Origin of the sequence: Paracoccus sp. TD-10, from assembly GCF_048270675.1 — a bacterium.
Taxonomy (GTDB): Bacteria; Pseudomonadota; Alphaproteobacteria; order Rhodobacterales; family Rhodobacteraceae; genus Paracoccus; species Paracoccus pantotrophus.
The window spans coordinates 109970-129847 of record NZ_CP182419.1 but is presented as its reverse complement, the minus strand read 5'-3'; the positions used below and the strand labels follow the sequence as shown (position 1 = coordinate 129847).

Genomic DNA, 19878 nt, shown 5'->3' with positions numbered 1-19878 from the left:
CCCGCCGGCCGGATTTCCCGGACCAAATCATCAAAGAAAATCGGTATCAAATGGTATAGGGGGTCATTCAGGCCGTCCCCCATTGCCGCGGTTTTGTCCCCCAATCCGGGGTGCAACGCGCCAACCCGTCCCCCATTGCCGCGTTAGCGTTCCGGGTTTTGCGGCGCCGGGATTCGCCGGGCGATTCGCCGGGCGACGCAGGAAAACCCCGCAATCTCCGCATCCTGACCATTCCATTAAAACGCCTTTTGCCAAATGTGCAAATCCGGCGTAAAAGCGAAACGGAAGATAATCTGCGTCCTAAAAATACAGGCATCCTATGTATACGCACGAAGACCTCGCCAAGCTGCAGGCGCAATCCTTGAAGATGCAGGGCTGGATCCGGCGCCAGACCTTCAGCCCGGCCAATGAGAAGACGCTGCGCCGCTTCTCGAGCTGGGAGGTGTCCGAACTGATCTTCCGCATCAACCAGTCCACCTTCCGCGGCAAGCTCGCCGCCGAGCCGAACCTTCCCCTCGGGGAAGTCGAGGAGGATGGCCGCCAGCGCTGGTTCTCGCTCGACGAGATCAACGAGCTGCGCCGCCGCATCCGCATCAACCGCAAGACGCTGATGCCCTGGCGCCCCGAGGGCAAGCGCGCCTTCCGCGCCGCCATCGCCAATTTCAAGGGCGGCGCCGGCAAGTCGACCGTGGCGCTGCACTTTGCCCATGCCGCGGCGCTGGACGGCTACCGGGTGCTGGTCGTCGATTTCGACCCGCAGGCGACGCTGAGCCATTCCATGGGCCTGACCGACGTGGGCGAGGACCATACCGTCTGGGGCATCATGGCCCGCGACCTGGAACGCGAGACCGACCGCATGAACGCCGCCGCCCGCGGCGCCGAGTCGGGCACCGCCCTGCCCCAGCGCAAGCTGCCGGCCTCGATCCGCGACATGGGGCTCGGCATGCTGCGCCCGGCGGACTTCATCAAGCCGACCGCCTGGCCGACCATCGACATCATCCCGAGCTGCGCCAATGCCGCCTTCGTCGAGTTCGCCAGCGCCCAGTATCGGCACCTGAACCCGGAATGGACCTTCTTCGGCGCGGTGTCGCGCTTTCTCGACAGCCTGGCGGACGATGCCTATGACCTGATCCTGTTCGACTGCCCGCCGGCCATCGGCTACCAGTCGATGAACGCGGTCTTTGCCGCCGACATGCTCTATATCCCCTCGGGCCCCGGCTATTGGGAATACGACTCGACCACCAGCTTCATCGGCCAGCTCTCCGAGGCGCTGGAAGACCTGTCGCATGGCTTCGAAAACTTCCCCACGGGGAAGATCAGGCTGCCCAAGGCCTTTGCCGACATCCGCTTCCTGATGACGCGCTACGAGCCGTCGAACGAGCTGCACCAGGCGATGTACGGCGCCTTCCAGCAGGTCTTCGGCCAGCACATGGCCCAGCACCCGATCGAGCTCACGCGCGCGGTCGAGCAATCGGGCCGGTTCCTCAGCTCGATCTACGAGATCGACTATCGCGAGATGACGCGCGGCACCTGGCGCCGGGCGCGGGCGACCTTCGACCAGGCCTATGAGGAGTTCAAATCCCATGTCGTCGCGGCCTGGGACAAGCTGGAGGATGAGGCATGAGCCGCAAACGCCGCATGTTCGAAATCGAGATGCCGGACGAGCCCGCCGAGGTCGCGCCGGAAACCTTCCCCGCGGGGAAGGAGGAAAAGGAGCATCGCCGCGGCCCGATGGCCACCGCCATCACCGAGACGGCGGAATCCACCCGCGACCGCGCCCGGCTGGAGGCGCAGATCCGGGCCGAGAACGATGCGCTGGCCCAGGAACATGTGCGGCTGAAGCGGGCCGGGCTGATCACCGACCTGATCCCGCTGGACGCCATCGACGCGCAGAAGCTGATCCGCGACCGCGCCGCGGGGCCGGATTACGAGCTGACCGAACTGGTCGAGTCGATCCGCGACATCGGGCTGTCGAACCCGATCCGGGTCGAGCCGGCCGAGGGCGGCCGCTATGAGCTGATCCAGGGCTGGCGCCGGCTTTCGGCCTATCGCCAGCTGCTGGAGGAGACGGGCGACGTCGAGAAATGGGGCCGCATACCGGCCGGCATCGCGGCGCGCGGCGACGAGCTGGAGCGGCTATACCGGCGCATGGTCGACGAGAACATGGTGCGCAAGGACATCTCTTTCGCCGAGATGGCGCAGCTGGCGCTGCATTACGCCATGGACCCGGTGACCGAGGAGAGCGACCCCGAGAAGGCGGTGGCGATCCTGTTCAAATCCGCCGGCTACCAGAAGCGCAGCTATATCCGCAGCTTCATCCGGCTGGTCGAGGCCCTGGGCGATGCCTTGCTATACGCGCCCGATATCCCGCGCGCGCTGGGGCTGGCGCTGGCGCAACGGCTGGACGAGGTGCCGGGCACGGCGGCGGCGATCCGGGCCGAGCTGAAGAACTGGGATTCGCGCTCGGTCAAGGACGAGCTGGAGCTGCTGCGCCGCTATGCCGGGCTGGCGGGCGACGCGGAATCGCCGGCCGCCGCGCCGCGCAGCACCACGCCGACCGTCCCCGCGGGGAAGGCCCGCATCAGCTTCCAGATCCAGCGGCCGCAGGGCAGTGCCAAATGCACCGCCTCGAACGGGCGGCTGGAGATCCGGCTGCCGCGCGACTTCTCGGCCGTGGACCGGCGCAAGCTGGAGGCGGCGGTGCGGGTGATGCTGGAGAGCCTGGATTGACCTTCCCCGCGGGGAAGGTCCGGCCCCGGCCGCGGTCCCCGGCAGCCGGGATGGGGCATCGGGGCAGGGGGGTGAAAAGCCCCTCTTCCAGTGATCCGCAAAATGGGGTTATTCTGCGGATAAGGCTGCTTGCAGGTCGGGAAACATGCCATCCGCTTCGGACATAGAATATCACGGAAAATCGGCTGCGCACCAGTTTTTTGATGCGGCGGACTGGTTTTCCGCCCAGGCCGGGCTGGCGCCGGAACTGGCGCGGGCCGCCTTCGCGCTGGGCCGGCTGGAGGGCGCGGTCGCGGCGCTGGAACCCGAGGCGCGGGCCGGCGCCAACCGCCGGCTGGCGCTGATCGAGGTCGAGGCGATGCTGTGGGCGCAGGGCACGCCCTTGCGGCGCGAGGAGATCGGCCGCGACCTGATGGAGGCGCGGGCCGGCGCCGACCTGGAGGCGATGCGGCTGGCGCGCTGGGGCATCCGCCGGCTGGAGGGGCAGGGCGATCCGCGCGAGTTGCGCGGTTTCCTGGGCCTGCACCGGGCCGCGGTCTCGGGGCTGGACGAGCTGCTGGCGACGCGGCCGACCGGGCAGGATTTCGACGCGGCGGTGGAGGAGTTCCGGCAACTGGCCGGGCAGGTCGCGGCGCTGTCGCCGCTGGTCCGGGCGGCGGCGCTGCGGGTGTTGTGGCGGCTGTGCGGTCTGTCGGCGCCCGAGATGCTGGCCGAGCCCGCGACATGGACGGCGCGCGACATGGCCGAGGGCTGCGAGGCGCTGCGCTTTGTCCCGCTGGGCCGGCATGGCCGCGCGGTCTGGGTCGATGCCGGCCCGCCGGCCGAGCGCGTGGCGCGGCATCTTGCCGCGGTCACGGCGGGGATTCAGGACGCGCGGCACGAGCTGGCGCGGGTCGCCGACTGGCAGGCCCGCGCACAGGCGGCGATGGCCGGGGTCAAGGGCGACAATGCCGGCCGGGTGATCCGGGCGCTGGCGGCGCATCCCTTGCTGAACGCGGCGATGCTGGAGGAAAGCGCCGGCATCAGCCGCGACACCGCCGAGCGGATGCTGGCGCGGATGAAGGCCATGGGCCTGGCGCGCGAGATCACCGGCGGGCGGCGGTTCCGGCTGTGGATGCTGGCGGGCTGAGCGCGTCGCGGCGGAAGGCGGCCGGCGTGGTGCCGGCGAGCTTGAGGAAGGCGCGGTGGAAGGCGCTGGGTTCGCCATAGCCGAGCCGGGCGGCGATCTCGGCCACGCTGAGGCCGGTGTCGCGCAGAAGCTGGCGGGCGCGCATCAGCCGGATCTCGGCGCGGATGGCGGAAAAGCCCTGGCCCTCGGCCCGCAACCGGCGGCGCAGGGTGGCGGGGGCCAGGCGCAGCTCGGCGGCGAGGCGGTCGAAATCCGGCCAGTCCTCGGGCGGGGCGGCGCGCAGCCGGCTGCGGATGCGCGCGGAAAGCCCCTGGTCGTGGCGATAGCGCAGCAGGATGTTGGCGGGGGCGCCGCGCAGGAAGGTCTCCAGCGCCTTTTCGCTGCGGATGGTCGGCAGCGAGAGGTAGCTGGCGGCGAAGCTCAGCCGGCTGGCGGGCTGGTCGAAATGCACCGGGGCGCCGAAGAACTGGTGATAGTCGCGGCGGTTTTCCGGCGCCGGGCAGGCGAAATCCACCTGCATCAGCGGGATGCGGCGGCCGATCAGCCAGCACATCACCCCCAGCAGGATCAGCCAGTAGCTGCGATAGGCGAAGGCGCGGCGCGGCGGGCCGGCGTCGCTGAGCAGGATCTCGGCCTGGCCGTCGCGCAGGCGCAGGGTGCCGGTGGGGTCGTCCAGGGTGACGGACAGGAACAGCAGCGCCCGGCGCAGGGCGCGTTCCAGCGTGCCGGCATGCAGCACCGCATGGCAGAGCAGCTGGAAGCTGCCGGGGCGCATGGGGCGGGCGGCCTCGTCGAAAAATTCGTCGCGGATGCGCTCGGCGATGGCGAGCCAGAGCTTGCCGTATTGCAGGTTCGAGACCGGCTCGCCCAGGGCGGGGATGCCGGCATGGGCCAAGAGCGGCGCCGGGTCGATGCCGCGGCGATGCAGGCAGTCCAGCGCGTCCTCGACGAAGCCGGGGGTGATGGTGCGGCGTTCCATGGCGCCCCTTGTTGCAAAACCGATCAGATATTCTGGCCGCCAATGGCATTGTTTGCAATGTCGCCGGCGCTAAGCTGCCGGCGAACTCGGGGAAACCGCGCCATGCGGGAGAGTTGAGGAGGAGAGACATGTCTGCGACCACCCTGTCCCGGACGCGCTATGACGAGGCCGTGGCGCGCTTTCGCATCGAGGACGCCATCGCCGGGCTGCGCGGCGACCTGGAGACCGGGCTGAATGCCTGCGTCGAATGCTGCGACCGCCATTGCGGCGCGAACCGGGTGGCGCTGCGCTGCCTGTCGCCGGACGAGGCGCTGGTGGAATACAGCTTCGAGGATCTGCGCGGCATGGCGGCGCGGGCGGCGAACCTGATGCGCGACAAGGGCATCCGGCCGGGCGACGTGGTCGCCGGGCTGTTGCCGCGCACGGTCGAGCTGGTCGCGGTGGTGCTGGGCGCCTGGCGGCTGGGCGCGGTCTATCAGCCGCTGTTCACCGCCTTCGGCCCCAAGGCCATCGAGCACCGGCTGAAGACCAGCGGTGCCAAGCTGGTGGTGACGAATGCCGCGCAGCGGCCCAAGCTGGACGAGGTCGAGGACTGCCCGCTGGTCGCCGTGCTGCGCGGCGAGGCGCCGCTGGCGCCGGGCGACGTGGATTTCCGCGCGGCGCTGGCCATGGCCTCGGACCAGTTCGAGCCGGTGATGCGGCGCGGCGAGGATCTGTTCATGATGATGTCCACCTCGGGCACCACCGGCCTGCCCAAGGGGGTGCCGGTGCCCTTGCGGGCGCTCTTGGCCTTCGGCGCCTATATGCGCGATGCGGTGGACCTGCGCGAAAGCGACGTGTTCTGGAACATCGCCGATCCGGGCTGGGCTTACGGGCTTTATTACGCGCTGACCGGGCCCTTGCTGCTGGGCCAGCCGACGATCTTCTACGAGGGCGGCTTTACCGCCGAGACGACCTATCGGATCATCGAGCGCATGGGGGTGACGAGCCTTGCCGGCTCGCCCACCGCCTATCGGCTGCTGATCGCGGCGGGGCCGGAGGCGGCCGCGGCGGTCAAGGGGCAGCTGCGGGTGGTCAGTTCCGCCGGCGAGCCGCTGAACCCCGAGATCATCCGTTGGTTCGGCGAGCATCTTTCGGTGCCGATCCACGACCATTACGGCCAGACCGAGATGGGCATGTGCGTGAACAACCATCACGGGCTGGAGCATCCGGTGCGTCCGGGCTCGGCCGGCCTGGCGATGCCGGGCTATCGCGTGGTGGTGCTGGACGATGACGGCTGCGAATTGGGGCCGAACCAGCCGGGCGTGCTGGCCATCGACATGAAGCGTTCGCCGCTGATGTGGTTCTCGGGCTATCTGAACCAGGCGACGCCGGCGCTGGCGGGGGGCTATTACCGCACCGGCGATTCGGTGGAGTTCGAGCCGGACGGGTCGATCAGCTTCATCGGCCGGTCGGATGACGTCATCACCTCCTCGGGCTATCGCATCGGCCCCTTCGACGTGGAAAGCGCGCTGATCGAGCATCCCGCGGTGGTCGAGGCGGCGGTGGTGGGCGTGCCCGACCCCGAGCGCACCGAGATCGTGAAAGCCTTCGTCGTGCTGGCCAAGGGGGCGGAGGGGACCGAGGCGCTGCGCGAGGAACTGGCGCAGCATGTCAAGAAACGCTTGTCGGCCCATGCCTATCCCCGGATGATCGATTTCGTCGCCGACCTGCCCAAGACGCCGAGCGGCAAGATCCAGCGCTTCATCCTGCGCAAGGCGGAAGTCGAGAAACTGGCCCGGAAATAAGGACGCATCATGCAGATCGAGAGCAGGGTTTTTGTGATCACAGGCGCCGGGTCCGGCCTTGGCGCGGCGGTGGCGCGCATGGCGGTGGGCGCGGGCGCGCGGGCGGTGCTGCTGGACGTGAATGCCGATTCCGGCGCGGCCATGGCGGCGGAACTGGGCGCGGCGGCGCGTTTCGTCAGGACCGACGTGACCAGCGGCCCGGAGGGCGAGGCGGCCATTGCCGCGGCGCTGGAGGCCTTTGGCCGGATCGACGTGGCGGTGAATTGCGCCGGCGTGGCGCCGGGCGAGAAGATCGTCGGGCGCGAGGGGCCGCATGGGCTGGAGAGTTTCGCCCGCGCCATCCAGATCAACCTGGTCGGCACCTTCAACATGCTGCGGCTGGCCGCCGATGCCATGTCGCGCAATGAACCGGGCGAGGGCGGCGAGCGCGGGGTGATCGTCAACACCGCCTCGATCGCGGCCTATGACGGGCAGATCGGGCAGGCGGCCTATGCGGCCTCGAAGGGCGGCGTCGCGGCGCTGACCCTGCCGGCGGCGCGGGAACTGGCGCGGCACGGCATCCGGGTGATGACCATCGCGCCGGGCATCTTTGCCACGCCGATGATGGCCGGGCTGCCGCAGGAGGTGCAGGACAGCCTGGGCGCCAACGTGCCTTTCCCGCCGCGGCTGGGCAACCCGGCGGAATATGCGGCGCTGGTGCGCCATATCGTCGAAAACCAGATGCTGAACGGCGAGGTCGTCCGGCTGGACGGCGCGCTGCGCATGGCACCGAAATAAGGGGGGGTCATCATGGATAGCGATCCGATTGTCATCGCGGGCGCGGCCCGCACGCCGATGGGCGGCTTTCAGGGCGATTTCGCCGGGGTCGAGGCCGCGGCGCTGGGCGCCACCGCGATCAAGGCGGCGCTGGGCGGGCTGGACCCGCAGGCGGTGGACGAGATCATCATGGGCTGCGTGCTGCCCGCCGGCCAGGGCCAGGCCCCGGCGCGGCAGGCGGCGCTGGGCGCGGGCCTGCCGCTGGGCGCCGGCGCCACGACCGTCAACAAGATGTGCGGCTCGGGCATGAAGGCGGCGATGCTGGGGCATGACCTGATCCTGGCCGGTTCCGCCGAGGTGGTGGTGGCGGGCGGCATGGAGAGCATGTCGAACGCGCCCTATCTGCTGCCGAAAGCGCGGTCGGGCTATCGCATGGGCCATGGGCAGGTGATGGATCACATGTTCCTGGACGGGCTGGAGGACGCCTATGACAAGGGCCGGCTGATGGGCACCTTTGCCGAGGATTGCGCCGAGGCCTATCAGTTCACCCGCGAGGCGCAGGACGAATTCGCGATTGCCTCGCTGACCCGCGCGCAGAAGGCGATCGCCGCCGGGCATTTCGCGGGCGAGATCGCGCCGGTGACGGTCAGGGGCCGCGGCGGCGAGACGGTCGTGGATACCGACGAGCAGCCGGGCAAGGCGCGGCTGGACAAGATCCCGACGCTGAAGCCCGCCTTCCGGCCGGGGGGCACGGTGACGGCGGCGAATTCCTCGTCGATCTCGGACGGGGCGGCGGCGCTGGTCTTGATGCGGGCCTCCGAGGCCGAGCGGCGCGGGCTGGTGCCGCGGGCGCGGATCCTGGGCCACGCGACCTATGCCGACAAGCCGGGGCTGTTTCCGACCGCGCCCATCGGCTCGGTCCGGCGCCTGCTGGAGCGGACCGGGACGGCGCTTTCGGATTACGACCTGTTCGAGGTGAACGAGGCTTTCGCGGTGGTCGCCATGGCGGCGATGCGCGACCTTGGCCTGTCGCATGAGGTGGTGAACATCCATGGCGGCGCCTGCGCGCTGGGCCATCCCATCGGCGCATCCGGCGCGCGGGTGCTGGTCACGCTGCTGGCGGCGCTGGAGACGCATGGCGGCCAGCGCGGCATCGCGTCCCTGTGCATCGGCGGCGGCGAGGCGACGGCGGTGGCCATCGAGAGGATGCAATGATGCTGACCGAGGAACAGGAACAGATCCGCGACGCCGCCCGCGACTTTGCGCGCGAACGGCTGGCGCCGGGGGCGGCGCAGCGCGACCGCGAACATGCCTTTCCGCGCGCCGAACTGACCGAGATGGGCGAACTGGGCTTTCTGGGCATGCTGGTGCCCGAGGAACATGGCGGTTCCGAGACCGGTGCGGTCGCCTATGCGCTGGCGCTGGAGGAGATCGCGGCGGCGGACGGGGCGTGCTCGACTATCATGTCGGTGCATAGCTCGGTCGGCTGCGTGCCGATCCTGCGTTTCGGCACCGAGGAGCAGAAGGCGCGCTTCCTGCCGAAGATGGCCAGCGGCGCGTGGATCGGCGGTTTCGCGCTGACCGAGCCGCATGCCGGCTCGGACGCCGCGAACCTGCGCAGCAAGGCGCGGCGCGAGGGCGACCATTACGTCATCGACGGGGCCAAGCAGTTCATCACCTCGGGCAAGAACGGCAAGGTGGTGATCGTCTTTGCGGTGACGGATGCGGCGGCGGGCAAGAAGGGGATCTCCGCCTTCATCGTGCCGACGGATACGCCGGGCTACGAGGTGGTCTCGGTCGAGCACAAGCTGGGGCAGCACAGCTCGGACACCTGCGCGCTGGCCTTCACCGGCATGCGCGTGCCGGTCGAGAACCGGCTGGGCGAGGAGGGCGAGGGCTACAAGATCGCGCTGTCGAACCTGGAGGGCGGGCGCATCGGCATCGCCGCCCAGGCGGTCGGCATGGCGCGCGGCGCCTATGAGGCGGCCCTGGCCTATGCGCGCGAACGCATCACCTTCGGCCGGCCGATCATCGAGCATCAGGCGGTGGCCTTCAAGCTTGCCGACATGGCGACGCAGATCGACGCGGCGCGGCTGATGGTGCTGCGCGCCGCCATGCTGCGCGAGGCCGGCAAGCCCTGCCTGACCGAAGCCAGCATGGCCAAGCTTTTCGCCTCGGAAATGGCGGAAAGGGTCTGTTCGGCGGCGATCCAGCTGCATGGCGGCTATGGCTACCTGGCCGATTACCCGGTCGAGCGCATCTATCGCGACGTGCGCGTGACCCAGATCTATGAGGGCACGAGCGAGGTGCAGCGCCTCGTCATCGCCCGCAACCTGTGAGGGGGGAGCATGGCTGAACTGATCGAGATCACGCGGGAGGGCCGCGTGGCGCTGATCCGGCTGAACCGGCCCGAGGCGCTGAACGCGCTGAACTCGGCGCTGGCCGAGGAACTGACGGCGGCGGCCGAGGCGCTGGATGCCGACCGGGGCGTGGGGGCCGTGGTCGTCACCGGCTCGGAGCGCGCCTTCGCGGCGGGGGCGGATATTTCGGAAATGGCCGAAAAGAGCGCCGAGGAGATGGTCGAGGCGGATTTCTTTGCCATCTGGGACCGGTTCGCGGCGACGCGCACGCCCAAGATCGCGGCGGTGAACGGCTATGCGCTGGGCGGCGGCTGCGAGCTGATGATGATGTGCGATTTCGCCATTGCCGGCGAGGGGGCGAAATTCGGCCAGCCCGAGGTCAAGCTGGGCGTGATCGCCGGCATGGGCGGCACGCAGCGCATGACCAAGCTGATCGGGCGGGCGCTGTCGATGGACCTGCACCTGACCGGCCGGATGATGGACGCGGCCGAGGCGCTGCGCGCCGGGCTGGTGGCGCGGGTGGTGCCCGACGATCAGGTGGTCGAGGAGGCGATGGCGGCGGCGCGGCAGATCGCCGGCTATTCGCGGCCGGCGACGCGGCTGGCGCGCGAGGCGGTGATGCGGGCCGAGGAGCTGTCGCTGGCCGAGGGCGTCGCCTGGGAACGGCGGCTGTTCCACCGGCTGTTCGGCACCGAGGGCCAGCGCGAGGGCATGCGGGCCTTTCTGGAAAAGCGCAAGCCGGCGTTTCACCGCGACTGACCCGGAAGCGGGGGCGGCGGCCCGCCGGCGCGGCGGCGCTTTGCGTTGCGCGGCCGGCGGGCGGCGTGTAGAACCTGCCCGATTGAGCGTTGCGAAGGGAGCCCGTGCATGCGCAGAGTTGTCGTCACCGGACTGGGGATGGTCACGCCGCTGGCCTCGGGGGTCGAGGAGACCTGGTCGAGGCTTCTGGCCGGGGAATCCGGCGCCGGACCGATCACCCGGTTCGACACCAAGGACGTGGCGACGAAATATGCCTGCGAGATCCCCTTTGGCGACGGCTCGGGCGGGACGTTCAACCCCGACGACTGGATGGAGCCCAAGGACCGGCGCAAGGTCGACGACTTCATCCTTTACGGCATGGCCGCCGCCGAGCAGGCGGTGAAGGATTCCGGCTGGGAGCCCGCGAACGAGGACGAGCGCGAGCGCACCGGGGTCATGATCGGCTCGGGCATCGGCGGGCTGTCCTCGATCGCCGATACCGCGGTGCTGATCAAGGAACGCGGGCCGAAACGGGTTTCGCCGTTCTTCATTCCGGGGGCGCTGATCAACCTGGTCTCGGGCCAGGTCTCGATCCGCTTCGGCTTCAAGGGGCCGAACCATGCGGTCGTCACCGCCTGCTCGACCGGCGCCCATGCCATCGGCGACGCGGCGCGGCTGATCGCGCTGGGCGATGCGGATGTCATGGTGGCCGGCGGCACCGAGAGCCCGATCTGCGAGATCGGCATCGCCGGCTTCAACGCCTGCAAGGCGCTGTCCACCAAGCGCGAGGACGACCCCAAGGCGGCGAGCCGGCCCTGGGACGAGGATCGCGACGGCTTCGTCATGGGCGAGGGCGCCGGCGTCGTGGTGCTGGAGGAATACGAGCATGCCAAGGCGCGCGGCGCCAGGATCTATGCCGAGATCCTGGGCTATGGCATGTCGGGCGACGCCTATCACATCACCGCGCCCAGCGAGGATGGCGACGGCGGTTTCCGCAGCATGACCAATGCGCTGAAGCGCGCCAACCTCGCGCCGGGCGCGCTGGACTATATCAACGCGCATGGCACCTCGACCATGGCCGACGTGATCGAGCTGGGCGCGGTCGAGCGGCTCTTGGGCGATGCGGCGGGCAATGTGGTGATGTCCTCGACCAAGTCGAGCATCGGGCACCTGCTGGGCGCGGCGGGGGCGGTCGAGGCGATCTTCTGCATCCTCGCCATCCGCGACCAGATCTGCCCGCCGACCATCAACCTGGACAAGCAGGCGCGCGAAACCCCCGTCGACCTGGCCGCCAATGCCGCGGTGCGGCGCAAGGTGGATCACGTGCTGTCCAACAGCTTCGGCTTCGGCGGCACCAATGCCAGCCTGGTGATGGGGCGGGTCAAGGAATGATCTGGCGCCATATCGCGTCGAATTTCCTGACGCTGCTGATCGTGATCCTGATCGCGGTCGCGGCGGCCATCGCCTGGGGCAAGCACGAATACACCCGGCCCGGCCCCAGCGCCTTGGCCGCCTGCGTGCGCGTCGCCCCCGGCGCCAGCCTGAACGCGGTGAGCCAGCAGCTGGCCGAGCAGGGCGTGGTGTCCAATGCCTATGTGTTCCGGGCGGGCGCCGATTATGCCGGGAAATCGCGCGATCTGAAATACGGCTCCTACCTGATGCCGCCGCATGCCAGCATGGCGGAGATCGTCCGGGTCATCACCGCCGGCGGTCCCAGCACCTGCGGCACCGAGGTGGTGTTCCGCATCGGCGTGCGCGAGAACTCGGTGATCCTGCGCGACATGGATGCCGAGACCGGGGTCTTTGCCGAGCAGGCCAAATACAACCCCGCCAGCGAGCCGGCGCCCGAGGTCGTCACCGCGGCGGAGGCCAAGCCCGATGCGCGGCTGCGCATCTCGGTCGCCGAGGGGGTGACGAGCTGGCAGGTGGTCGAGGGGCTGAAACAGGCCGGTTTCCTGGGCGGCGAGGTCGCGGGCCTGCCCGAGGAGGGCAGCCTCGCCCCCGACACCTATGATGTGCAGAAGGGCGCCGACCGCGCCGCGCTGCTGGCCGAGATGGCGCGGCGGCAAGAGGCGATCCTGGCCGCGGCCTGGGAGGCGCGCGAGCCCGACCTGCCCTATGCCACGCCCGAGGAGGCGCTGGTCATGGCCTCGATCATCGAGAAGGAGACCGGCCAGCCGGAAGAGCGCCGGGTGGTGGCCAGCGTCTTTGTCAACCGGCTGCGGCAGGGCATGCGGCTGGAGACCGACCCGACGGTGATCTATGGCATCACCGAGGGCAAGGGCGTTCTGGACCGCGGCATCCGCGCCTCGGAACTGCGGCGGCGCACGGCCTATAACACCTATCAGATCGACGGGCTGCCGCCGACGCCCATCGCCAATCCCGGCCGGGCCGCCATCGCCGCGGCGATGGACCCGGAGGATACCGATTACGTCTTCTTCGTCGCCGACGGCTCGGGCGGGCATGCATTCGCCCGCACGCTGGAGGAGCATAACCGCAACGTCGCCCGCTGGCGCGAGATCGAGCGCCAGAGGGGCCAGCCGCTGTCGCCGGTGCAGGGCGACTGACGGGCGCCGGGGTGCAGGTGAGAGGCGCGGCCGGCGTGAGCGGGGCGCGCTTGCGCCCCTGGCCCGGTTGCCGTCCCGGGTATTTGGGGAACGAAGAAGCGATGCGGCGGGCCGCGTCCGGTTCCGGCCCTGTTGCGCAGGGCGCGCGGCGGGTGTTGCTTTTGGCAAGCCGTTGATTTCGCTTGGCTATGGCAGCGGCGACCGCGCAATCCCCGGTTTTGCGTTGACTCGGCGCACGCCCTGAAGTAGAAATTCCCCATGCTGGGAGAGATGGGCAAGCGGCCGGGGGCGACCCCGAGGCCGCTTTTTTCATGTCTCGCTCGTGCGGACAGGCACAGGACGGCAGGGCGATCAAGAATGACCAAGAGTTTCGATCCGGGGCCAGGGGCGCCGGAAGGGCCTTTCGTGCCCGGCGCCGAGGCGCCGGACACAAACGTGCTGGAGATCGCGGACGGGCTGTTTCGGTCCTATGCGGCGGAACTGAACCGGCTGCGAGAGCGGATCGAGGCCGGCGAGACGGGCGAGTTGAAGGAATCCGGCAAGCTGGTGCGCGAGTTGCGGGCCGCGACCCAGATGGTGCTGGAGGAAAGGAGCAAGGTTGACAAGCTTCGCAAGGATGCTGCCGGGCGGGTCGGTGCAGGCGCACTCGACCTTGACGCGGCACGAGACGAGATCGGGCGCCGCCTGGCTTGCCTGCGCCGCGCAGGAGGAGGTTGACGCGTTCCTGGCGGGTCTGGGCGAGAATGCGCTGGCGGCGCTGCCCTGGCTTTTCGAGTTCTGGGCGCTGCCGCACCAGCTGCCGCCCGAGGGCGACTGGAAGAGCTGGGTCATCATGGGCGGGCGCGGTGCGGGCAAGACCCGCGCCGGCGCCGAATGGGTGCGCGCCCAGGTCGAGGGCGCGACCCCCGAGGCGCCGGGCCGCGCGCGCCGGGTGGCGCTGGTCAGCGAGACGCTGGACCAGGCCCGCGACGTGATGGTGTTCGGGGAATCGGGGATCCTGGCCTCGTCGCCGCCCGACCGGCGGCCGGTCTGGGAGGCGGGGCGGCGGCGGCTGGTCTGGCCCAATGGCGCGGTGGCGCAGCTTTACTCGGCCCATGAGCCCGAGGCGCTGCGCGGGCCGCAATTCGACGCGGCCTGGGTCGACGAGCTGGCCAAGTGGAAGAAGGCCGAGGAGACATGGGACATGCTGCAATTCGCGCTGCGGCTGGGTCCGCATCCGCAGCAGGTCGTCACCACCACGCCCAGGAACGTGGCGGTGCTGAAGCGGCTGTTGCGGCAGTCCTCGACCGTGACCACCCATGCGCCGACCGACGCGAACCGGGCCTATCTGGCGGAAAGCTTCCTGGCCGAGGTGCAGGCGCGCTATGGCGGCACCCGGCTGGGGCGGCAGGAGCTGGAGGGGCTGCTGCTGGAGGATGTCGAGGGGGCGCTGTGGAGCGCCGCCCTGCTGGAGCGCTGCCGCGTCGAGGCTTGCCCGGCGCTGTCGCGCATCGTCGTCGCGGTCGATCCGGCGGTGACGGGCGGCGCGGCGTCGGACGAATGCGGCATCGTGGTGGCCGGGGTGGTGGCCGAGGGGCCGGCGACGGAATGGCGCGCCTATGTGCTGGAGGATGCCTCGGTCCGGGGCGGGCCCTTGGACTGGGCGCGGGCCGCCATCGCCGCCATGCAGCGCCACGGCGCCGAGCGGCTGGTGGCCGAGGTCAACCAGGGCGGCGACCTGGTCGAGAGCGTGATCCGCCAGGTCGATCCGCTGGTGCCGTTCCGCGCCCTGCGCGCCGGGCGCGGCAAGGGCTTGCGCGCCGAGCCGGTGGCGGCGCTTTACGAGCAGGGGCGGGTCAGCCACCTGCGCGGGCTGGGCCAGCTGGAGGAGCAGATGTGCCGCATGACGGTGGCGGGCTATGACGGGCGCGGCTCGCCCGATCGGCTGGATGCGCTGGTCTGGGCCATCCACGAGCTGGTGATCGCGCCGGCCGCGCATCACCTGCGCCCGGCGGTGCGGGGGCTTTAGGGGGCTTTGCCCCCCGCGCCTGCCGCCCCCCTGGACGGGGGGCCGCAGGCGCTTCCCCCCCAGGGTATTTTCGAAACGGTGAAAGGGCCTTGCGGGGTCCGGGAGGGGTCGCGGGCGCGGCCCCTTTTTCATTGGCATTTCAGGAGGAACCGATGGCATTTCCCTGGTTCGGGCGGGGGGCTGCGCCCGCGCGGCCGCCCGGCGCGGTCGAGAAGAAGGCCAGCGCCGCCGGCAAGCTGGTGGCGCTGGCGGCGGGTTCGGGCCGCGTGGTCTGGTCGCCGCGCGACACGGTCAGCCTGACGCGGCTGGGCTTCGTCGGCAATCCGGTCGGGTTCCGCGCCGTGCGGCTGATCGCCGAGGCCGCCGCCGCCGTGCCGCTGATCTGCCAGGACCGCGAGCGCCGCTATGAGGTGCATCCGGTGCTGGACCTGATGCGCCGGCCCAATCCGGGCCAGGGCCGGGCCGAGCTGTTCGAGGCGCTCTACGGCCAGATCCTGCTGAGCGGCGACGGCTATCTGGAGGCGGTGGGCGAGGGTGCGCAGGGGCTGCCGGCCGAGCTGCACGTGCTGCGCTCGGACCGGATGGCGGTGGTGCCGGGGGCGGACGGCTGGCCGGTCGCCTATGAATATGGCGTGGGCGGGCGCAAGGTCCGCTTCGACATGGCCGGCAGTCCCGATCCGATCTGCCATATCCGCAGTTTCCATCCGCTGGACGACCATCACGGGCTGTCGCCGATGCAGGCGGCGGCGGTGGCGGTGGATGTGCATAACAGCGCCTCGAGCTGGTCCAAGGCGCTTTTGGACAATGCGGCGCGGCCCAGCGGCGCCATCGTCTACAAGGGCGCCGACGGGCAGGGCGGCCTGTCGCCGGACCAGTATGAGCGCCTGGTGACGGAGATGGAGATGCATCACCAGGGCGCGCGCAATGCCGGGCGGCCGATGCTGCTGGAGGGCGGGCTCGACTGGAAGCCGATGGGGTTCTCGCCCTCGGACATGGAGTTTCACCAGACCAAGCTGGCGGCGGCGCGCGAGATCGCCCAGGCCTTCGGGGTGCCGCCGATGCTGATCGGCATTCCGGGCGAGGCGACCTATGCCAATTACGCCGAAGCGCATCGGGCCTTTTACCGGCTGACGGTGCTGCCGCTGGTCTCGCGCGTGGCCGGTGCCCTGGCCTGGTGGCTGTCCGAGCATCTGGGGGCCGAGATCGACCTGCGCGCCGATCCCGACCAGGTGCCGGCCCTGGCCGAGGAGCGCGACCAGCATTGGAAGCGCGTCGGCGAGGCCGGCTTCCTGACCCCGGCCGAGAAGCGGGCGGCGCTGGGGCTGCCGCCCCTGCCGGAGGGGGAGGGGTGAGATGGAGGGCTCGCGTTTCGTCAAGGAGCCCTTCGACTGGCACGACCAGCGCCTCGAGACGCAGGAGCGGATCATGGCGCTGCAATTTTCCCAGGTGGAGCGCCGGCTGGAGCGCATCGAGGCGCTGATCGAGGGGCTGGAGCGGCGGCTGTGGATGACCGTCTATGGCGTCGTCGCGGTCATCCTGACCCAGGCGGTGCAGTCCATCCTGGAATATGCCCCGAAAGGAGGGTGAGGTGGATTCGAAAGATTACGGGCTGGAGCTGAAATATGCCGCCGGCGGGTCGCTGGTGGCCGAGGGCACGCGGATCGAGGGCTATGCCAGCCTGTTCGGCCTGGCCGACCAGGGCGGCGATGTCGTGGTCCGCGGCGCCTATGCCGCCAGCCTGAAGCGGCTGGAGGCGCGGGGCGACCGGGTGCGGATGCTGTGGCAGCACGATCCCGCCCGGCCCATCGGGGTCTGGGAGGAGATCCGCGAGGACGGCAAGGGGCTGTGGGTCAAGGGGCGGCTGCTGCCCGAGATCGCCCAGGCCCGCGAGGCGGCGGCGCTGGTCGCGGCGGGCGCCATCGACGGGCTGTCGATCGGCTATCGCACCATTTCCGCCGAGCGCGACGGCAAGGGCCGGCGGCTGCTGTCCGAGGTCGAGCTGTGGGAGGTGTCGCTTGTCACCTTTCCGATGCTGGCCGAGGCCAGGGTCGGCACCAAGTCCGACCGGCTGCACGAGATGGCGGCGGCCTTTCGGGCCGCGACGCAGGCGCTGCGCGCCGAGTGAGTTTCACCGAAACGGAGGGGATCATGACCGAGGTGAAAGCCGCGGCCGGGGCGGATGTGCCCGGCGACCTGGGGGCCGAGATGCTGGGCTTTGTCCAGGAGTTGAAGGCATTCCGCAGCGAGATTCAGAACCGATTGGAAGCACAGGAAACACGCATGACCATGCTGGACCGCAAGACGATTTCCCGCCCCCGCGCGCCGCTGTCGGCCGAGGCCGACCAGGGTGCGCCGCATCAGAAGGCCTTCGACGCCTATATCCGCCACGGCGATGACGGCGCGCTGCGCGGGCTGCCGCTGGAGGGCAAGGCGATGACCACCACCAGCGACGGCGGCTTCCTGGCGGCGCCGACCGTGGCCATGCAGGTACAGGAGGCGCTGAACGTCACCGCCTCGTTGCGCCGTGTCGCCAATGTGGTGACGGTGGAATCGGCGAGCTATGAGGTGCTGGTGGACATGGGCGACATCGCCCATGGCTGGGCGGCCGAGACCGCCGCCCAGGCCGAGACCGGCACCCCCAGCGTGCAGCGGGTGGTGATCCCGGTGCATGAGCTTTCGGCCATGCCCAAGGCCAGCCAGCGCCTGCTGGACGACGCGGCCTTCGATGTCGAGACCTGGCTGGCCGGGCGCATCGCCGAGAAATTCGCCCGCGCCGAGGCCACGGCCTTCATCAGCGGCGACGGGGTGAACAAGCCGCGCGGCCTGCTGACCCATGCCAAGGCGCCGAACGGCAGCGCGACCAATGTGCAGATCGGCACCATCCCCTCGGGCGGGACCGGCGATTTCGCCGCCACCAACCCGGCCAATGCGCTGATCGACCTGGTCTATGCGCTGGGCGCGCAATACCGCGCCAATGCGAGCTTCGTGATGAATTCCAAGACCGCCGCCGCGGTGCGCAAGATGCGCGACGCGGATGGCCGCTTCCTGTGGGCGGACAGCCTGGCCATGGGGCAGCCGGCGCAGCTTCTGGGCTATCCGGTGCTGGTCTGCGAGGACATGCCCGACATCGCCCAGGGCTCGCATTCCATCGGGTTCGGCGATTTCCGCTCGGCCTATACCATCGTCGAGCGGCCGGATCTGCGGGTGCTGCGCGATCCGTTCTCGGCCAAGCCGCATGTGCTGTTCTATGCCAGCAAGCGCGTCGGCGGCGGCGTCACCGATGCGCGCGCCGTCAAGCTGATGGTCTTCGGCTGATCCGGGGCCGAAGCGGGGGCCGCGCCGGGAAACTGCGCCCTGCTGGCAAGTGCAGCTGTCCGCGCGCGCGAGGGTGCAGCGGCGCGGCCCCCTTTGCCCGAAGCCCTGCGAATGGGAGAGACGAGGATGATGCTTGTGGAAGTGACGGCGCCCGCGGCCGAGGCGCTGCCCGTCGCGATGTTGCGCGACCATCTGCGGCTGGGGACCGGTTTCGGCATGGCCGAGGACGCGGCCGAGACCGCGGCGCTGGCGGGGTTCCTGCGCGCGGCCATCGCCACCGTCGAGGCGCGCACCGGCAAGGTGCTGCTGGCCCGGCGGTTCCGGCTGCGGCTGGAGGCATGGCGCGATCCCGAGGGCCAGCCCTTGCCGCTGGCGCCGGTCGAGGCGGTCGAGCGGGTCGAGACGGCGGATGCGACGGGCGTTTCGGTGGTCGTCGACGCGGGGCTTTACCGGTTGGTGCCGGACATGCAGCGGCCGGTGCTGGCGCCGGTGGGGGCGTTCCTGCCGGCGGTGCCCCTGGGCGGGTTCGCCGAGATCACCTTGCGCGCCGGGTTCGGGGCGGAATGGGCGCAGGTGCCGGCCGACCTGGCGCAGGCGGTGCTGCTGCTGGCCGCGCGCTATCACGAGGATCGCAGCTTTGCGGGATCGGCGGGGGCGCTGCCCTTTGGCGTCGGCGCGCTGATCGAGCCCTGGCGCTCGGTCCGGGTGCTGGGGGGGCGCGGCAACCCGCGCGGCCGGGCATGAGCCTGCCGCGGCCGACGGTGCCGCTGGTGGTGGAATCCCCGGTCCGGGAGCCCGACGGGATGGGCGGGTTCCGCCTGGCCTGGCAGGAGGTCGGGCGCCTCTGGGCCGAGATGCGGTCGGGCGCGGGGGCGGAGCGCATCGCCGAGGTGGGGGCGCAGAGCGTCGTGACCTGGCGGATCATCGTCAGGGCGGCGCCGGTGGGCGATGCCCGCCGCCCGCGCCCCGAGCAGCGGCTGCGGCTGGGCGAGGGCGAGACGGCGCGCCGGTTCCGCATCGAGGCGGTGGCCGAGAGCGATGCCGGCGGCCGCTGGCTGGTCTGCATCGCCAAAGAGGAGGCGGGGGCATGAGCTACCGTGGAACGGCCGCGCTGCAGGTGGCGGTCTATCGCGTGCTGCGCGAGGACGCGGCGCTGGGGGCCATGGTGGGCGACGCGATCTATGACGCCATGCCGGTGGCGGCGCCGGCGGGGATCTATGTCGCGCTGGGCCCCGAGGAGGTGCGCGACGCGGGCGACATGACGGCGCCGGGCGCAGTGCATGATTTCGTGGTCTCGGTCCTGTCGGGGGCCGAGGCGGCGGGCGGTTTCGGTGCCGTCAAGGCGGCGGCGGTCGCGGTCAGCGAGGCGCTGGAGGGCGCCGCGATGGCGCTGGAGCGCGGGCATCTGGCGGGGCTGTGGTTCCTGCGCGCCCGCGCCCGGCGGGTGGAAAACGGCGCGGGGCGGCGGGTCGACCTGACCTTTCGCGCGCGCATCGACCTGGGTTGAGG

General features: G+C 70.5%; 20 protein-coding genes. 19 read left to right on the top strand and 1 reads right to left on the bottom strand.

Features of this window, described 5'->3' with window-relative positions; translation table 11 throughout:
* The first annotated feature begins 319 nt into the window (after positions 1-319).
* From ACNKFW_RS11555 to ACNKFW_RS11545, 3 genes are all read left to right on the top strand, one after another.
* Positions 320-1624 carry an AAA family ATPase gene (locus ACNKFW_RS11555; RefSeq protein ID WP_028709961.1) on the top strand — a complete coding sequence of 435 codons (1305 nt, stop codon included), beginning with the start codon at positions 320-322 and terminating at the stop codon, positions 1622-1624.
* Positions 1621-2730, top strand: a complete 1110-nt coding sequence (locus ACNKFW_RS11550) for a ParB/RepB/Spo0J family partition protein (protein WP_147428620.1) — start codon at positions 1621-1623, stop codon at positions 2728-2730. Before ACNKFW_RS11555 ends, ACNKFW_RS11550 begins: the two co-directional genes overlap by 4 nt.
* 145 nt (positions 2731-2875) lie before the next feature.
* Positions 2876-3859, top strand: coding sequence for a hypothetical protein (locus tag ACNKFW_RS11545; protein ID WP_151208804.1), 984 nt, complete (start codon positions 2876-2878; stop codon positions 3857-3859).
* Here ACNKFW_RS11545 and ACNKFW_RS11540 read toward each other — a convergent pair.
* A complete protein-coding gene (locus tag ACNKFW_RS11540) occupies positions 3816-4838 on the bottom strand; it encodes an AraC family transcriptional regulator (RefSeq protein WP_147428622.1) in 1023 nt (340 codons plus the stop codon). The genes ACNKFW_RS11545 and ACNKFW_RS11540 overlap by 44 nt on opposite strands.
* A gap of 128 nt (positions 4839-4966) precedes the next feature.
* Between ACNKFW_RS11540 and ACNKFW_RS11535 the strand changes: the two genes are divergently transcribed.
* The 16 genes from ACNKFW_RS11535 (at position 4967) to ACNKFW_RS11460 (ending at position 19876) form a co-directional block, all read left to right on the top strand.
* Positions 4967-6625 (top strand): acyl-CoA synthetase, encoded by a 1659-nt coding sequence (locus ACNKFW_RS11535; RefSeq protein ID WP_147428624.1) that lies wholly within the window; start codon positions 4967-4969, stop codon positions 6623-6625.
* A 9-nt stretch (positions 6626-6634) separates the two neighbouring features.
* Entirely contained in the window at positions 6635-7402 is a 768-nt protein-coding gene (locus tag ACNKFW_RS11530) for an SDR family NAD(P)-dependent oxidoreductase (protein ID WP_147428626.1), read from the top strand.
* Positions 7403-7414: 12 nt separating this feature from the next.
* On the top strand, positions 7415-8596 hold the full coding sequence (locus tag ACNKFW_RS11525; RefSeq protein ID WP_147428627.1) for an acetyl-CoA C-acyltransferase: 1182 nt from the start codon (positions 7415-7417) through the stop codon (positions 8594-8596).
* Positions 8593-9720, top strand: coding sequence for an acyl-CoA dehydrogenase family protein (locus ACNKFW_RS11520; protein WP_147428628.1), 1128 nt, complete (start codon positions 8593-8595; stop codon positions 9718-9720). The genes ACNKFW_RS11525 and ACNKFW_RS11520 overlap by 4 nt, the downstream gene beginning before the upstream one ends.
* A gap of 9 nt (positions 9721-9729) precedes the next feature.
* Entirely contained in the window at positions 9730-10500 is a 771-nt protein-coding gene (locus ACNKFW_RS11515; RefSeq protein ID WP_147428629.1) for an enoyl-CoA hydratase-related protein, read from the top strand.
* Between the two features lie 108 nt (positions 10501-10608).
* Positions 10609-11871, top strand: coding sequence for a beta-ketoacyl-ACP synthase II (fabF, locus tag ACNKFW_RS11510; RefSeq protein WP_024843697.1), 1263 nt, complete (start codon positions 10609-10611; stop codon positions 11869-11871).
* The gene (gene mltG / locus ACNKFW_RS11505; protein WP_147428631.1) at positions 11868-13046 is read left to right on the top strand and encodes an endolytic transglycosylase MltG; all 1179 of its coding nucleotides are present in this window, start codon (positions 11868-11870) and stop codon (positions 13044-13046) included. Before fabF ends, mltG begins: the two co-directional genes overlap by 4 nt.
* 357 nt (positions 13047-13403) lie before the next feature.
* Positions 13404-13763, top strand: a complete 360-nt coding sequence (locus ACNKFW_RS11500) for a hypothetical protein (protein ID WP_024843695.1) — start codon at positions 13404-13406, stop codon at positions 13761-13763.
* Complete coding sequence (locus ACNKFW_RS11495) at positions 13663-15054, top strand: DNA-packaging protein (protein ID WP_208852049.1); 1392 nt, start codon at positions 13663-13665, stop codon at positions 15052-15054. The genes ACNKFW_RS11500 and ACNKFW_RS11495 overlap by 101 nt, the downstream gene beginning before the upstream one ends.
* 152 nt (positions 15055-15206) lie before the next feature.
* Entirely contained in the window at positions 15207-16406 is a 1200-nt protein-coding gene (locus tag ACNKFW_RS11490; protein WP_024843693.1) for a phage portal protein, read from the top strand.
* A 1-nt stretch (position 16407) separates the two neighbouring features.
* The gene (locus ACNKFW_RS11485; protein ID WP_024843692.1) at positions 16408-16641 is read left to right on the top strand and encodes a GTA head formation protein, RCAP_rcc01685 family; all 234 of its coding nucleotides are present in this window, start codon (positions 16408-16410) and stop codon (positions 16639-16641) included.
* Positions 16622-17179 (top strand): HK97 family phage prohead protease, encoded by a 558-nt coding sequence (locus ACNKFW_RS11480; RefSeq protein ID WP_024843691.1) that lies wholly within the window; start codon positions 16622-16624, stop codon positions 17177-17179. Before ACNKFW_RS11485 ends, ACNKFW_RS11480 begins: the two co-directional genes overlap by 20 nt.
* A 23-nt stretch (positions 17180-17202) precedes the next feature.
* Positions 17203-18369: a phage major capsid protein gene (locus ACNKFW_RS11475; protein ID WP_024843690.1), complete on the top strand. Its 1167-nt coding sequence runs from the start codon at positions 17203-17205 to the stop codon at positions 18367-18369.
* Between the two features lie 126 nt (positions 18370-18495).
* Positions 18496-19113, top strand: a complete 618-nt coding sequence (locus ACNKFW_RS11470) for a head-tail connector protein (protein ID WP_024843689.1) — start codon at positions 18496-18498, stop codon at positions 19111-19113.
* Complete coding sequence (locus ACNKFW_RS11465; protein WP_024843688.1) at positions 19110-19460, top strand: head-tail adaptor protein; 351 nt, start codon at positions 19110-19112, stop codon at positions 19458-19460. The genes ACNKFW_RS11470 and ACNKFW_RS11465 overlap by 4 nt, the downstream gene beginning before the upstream one ends.
* The gene (locus ACNKFW_RS11460) at positions 19457-19876 is read left to right on the top strand and encodes a DUF3168 domain-containing protein (protein WP_024843687.1); all 420 of its coding nucleotides are present in this window, start codon (positions 19457-19459) and stop codon (positions 19874-19876) included. The genes ACNKFW_RS11465 and ACNKFW_RS11460 overlap by 4 nt, the downstream gene beginning before the upstream one ends.
* Positions 19877-19878 lie beyond the last annotated feature (2 nt).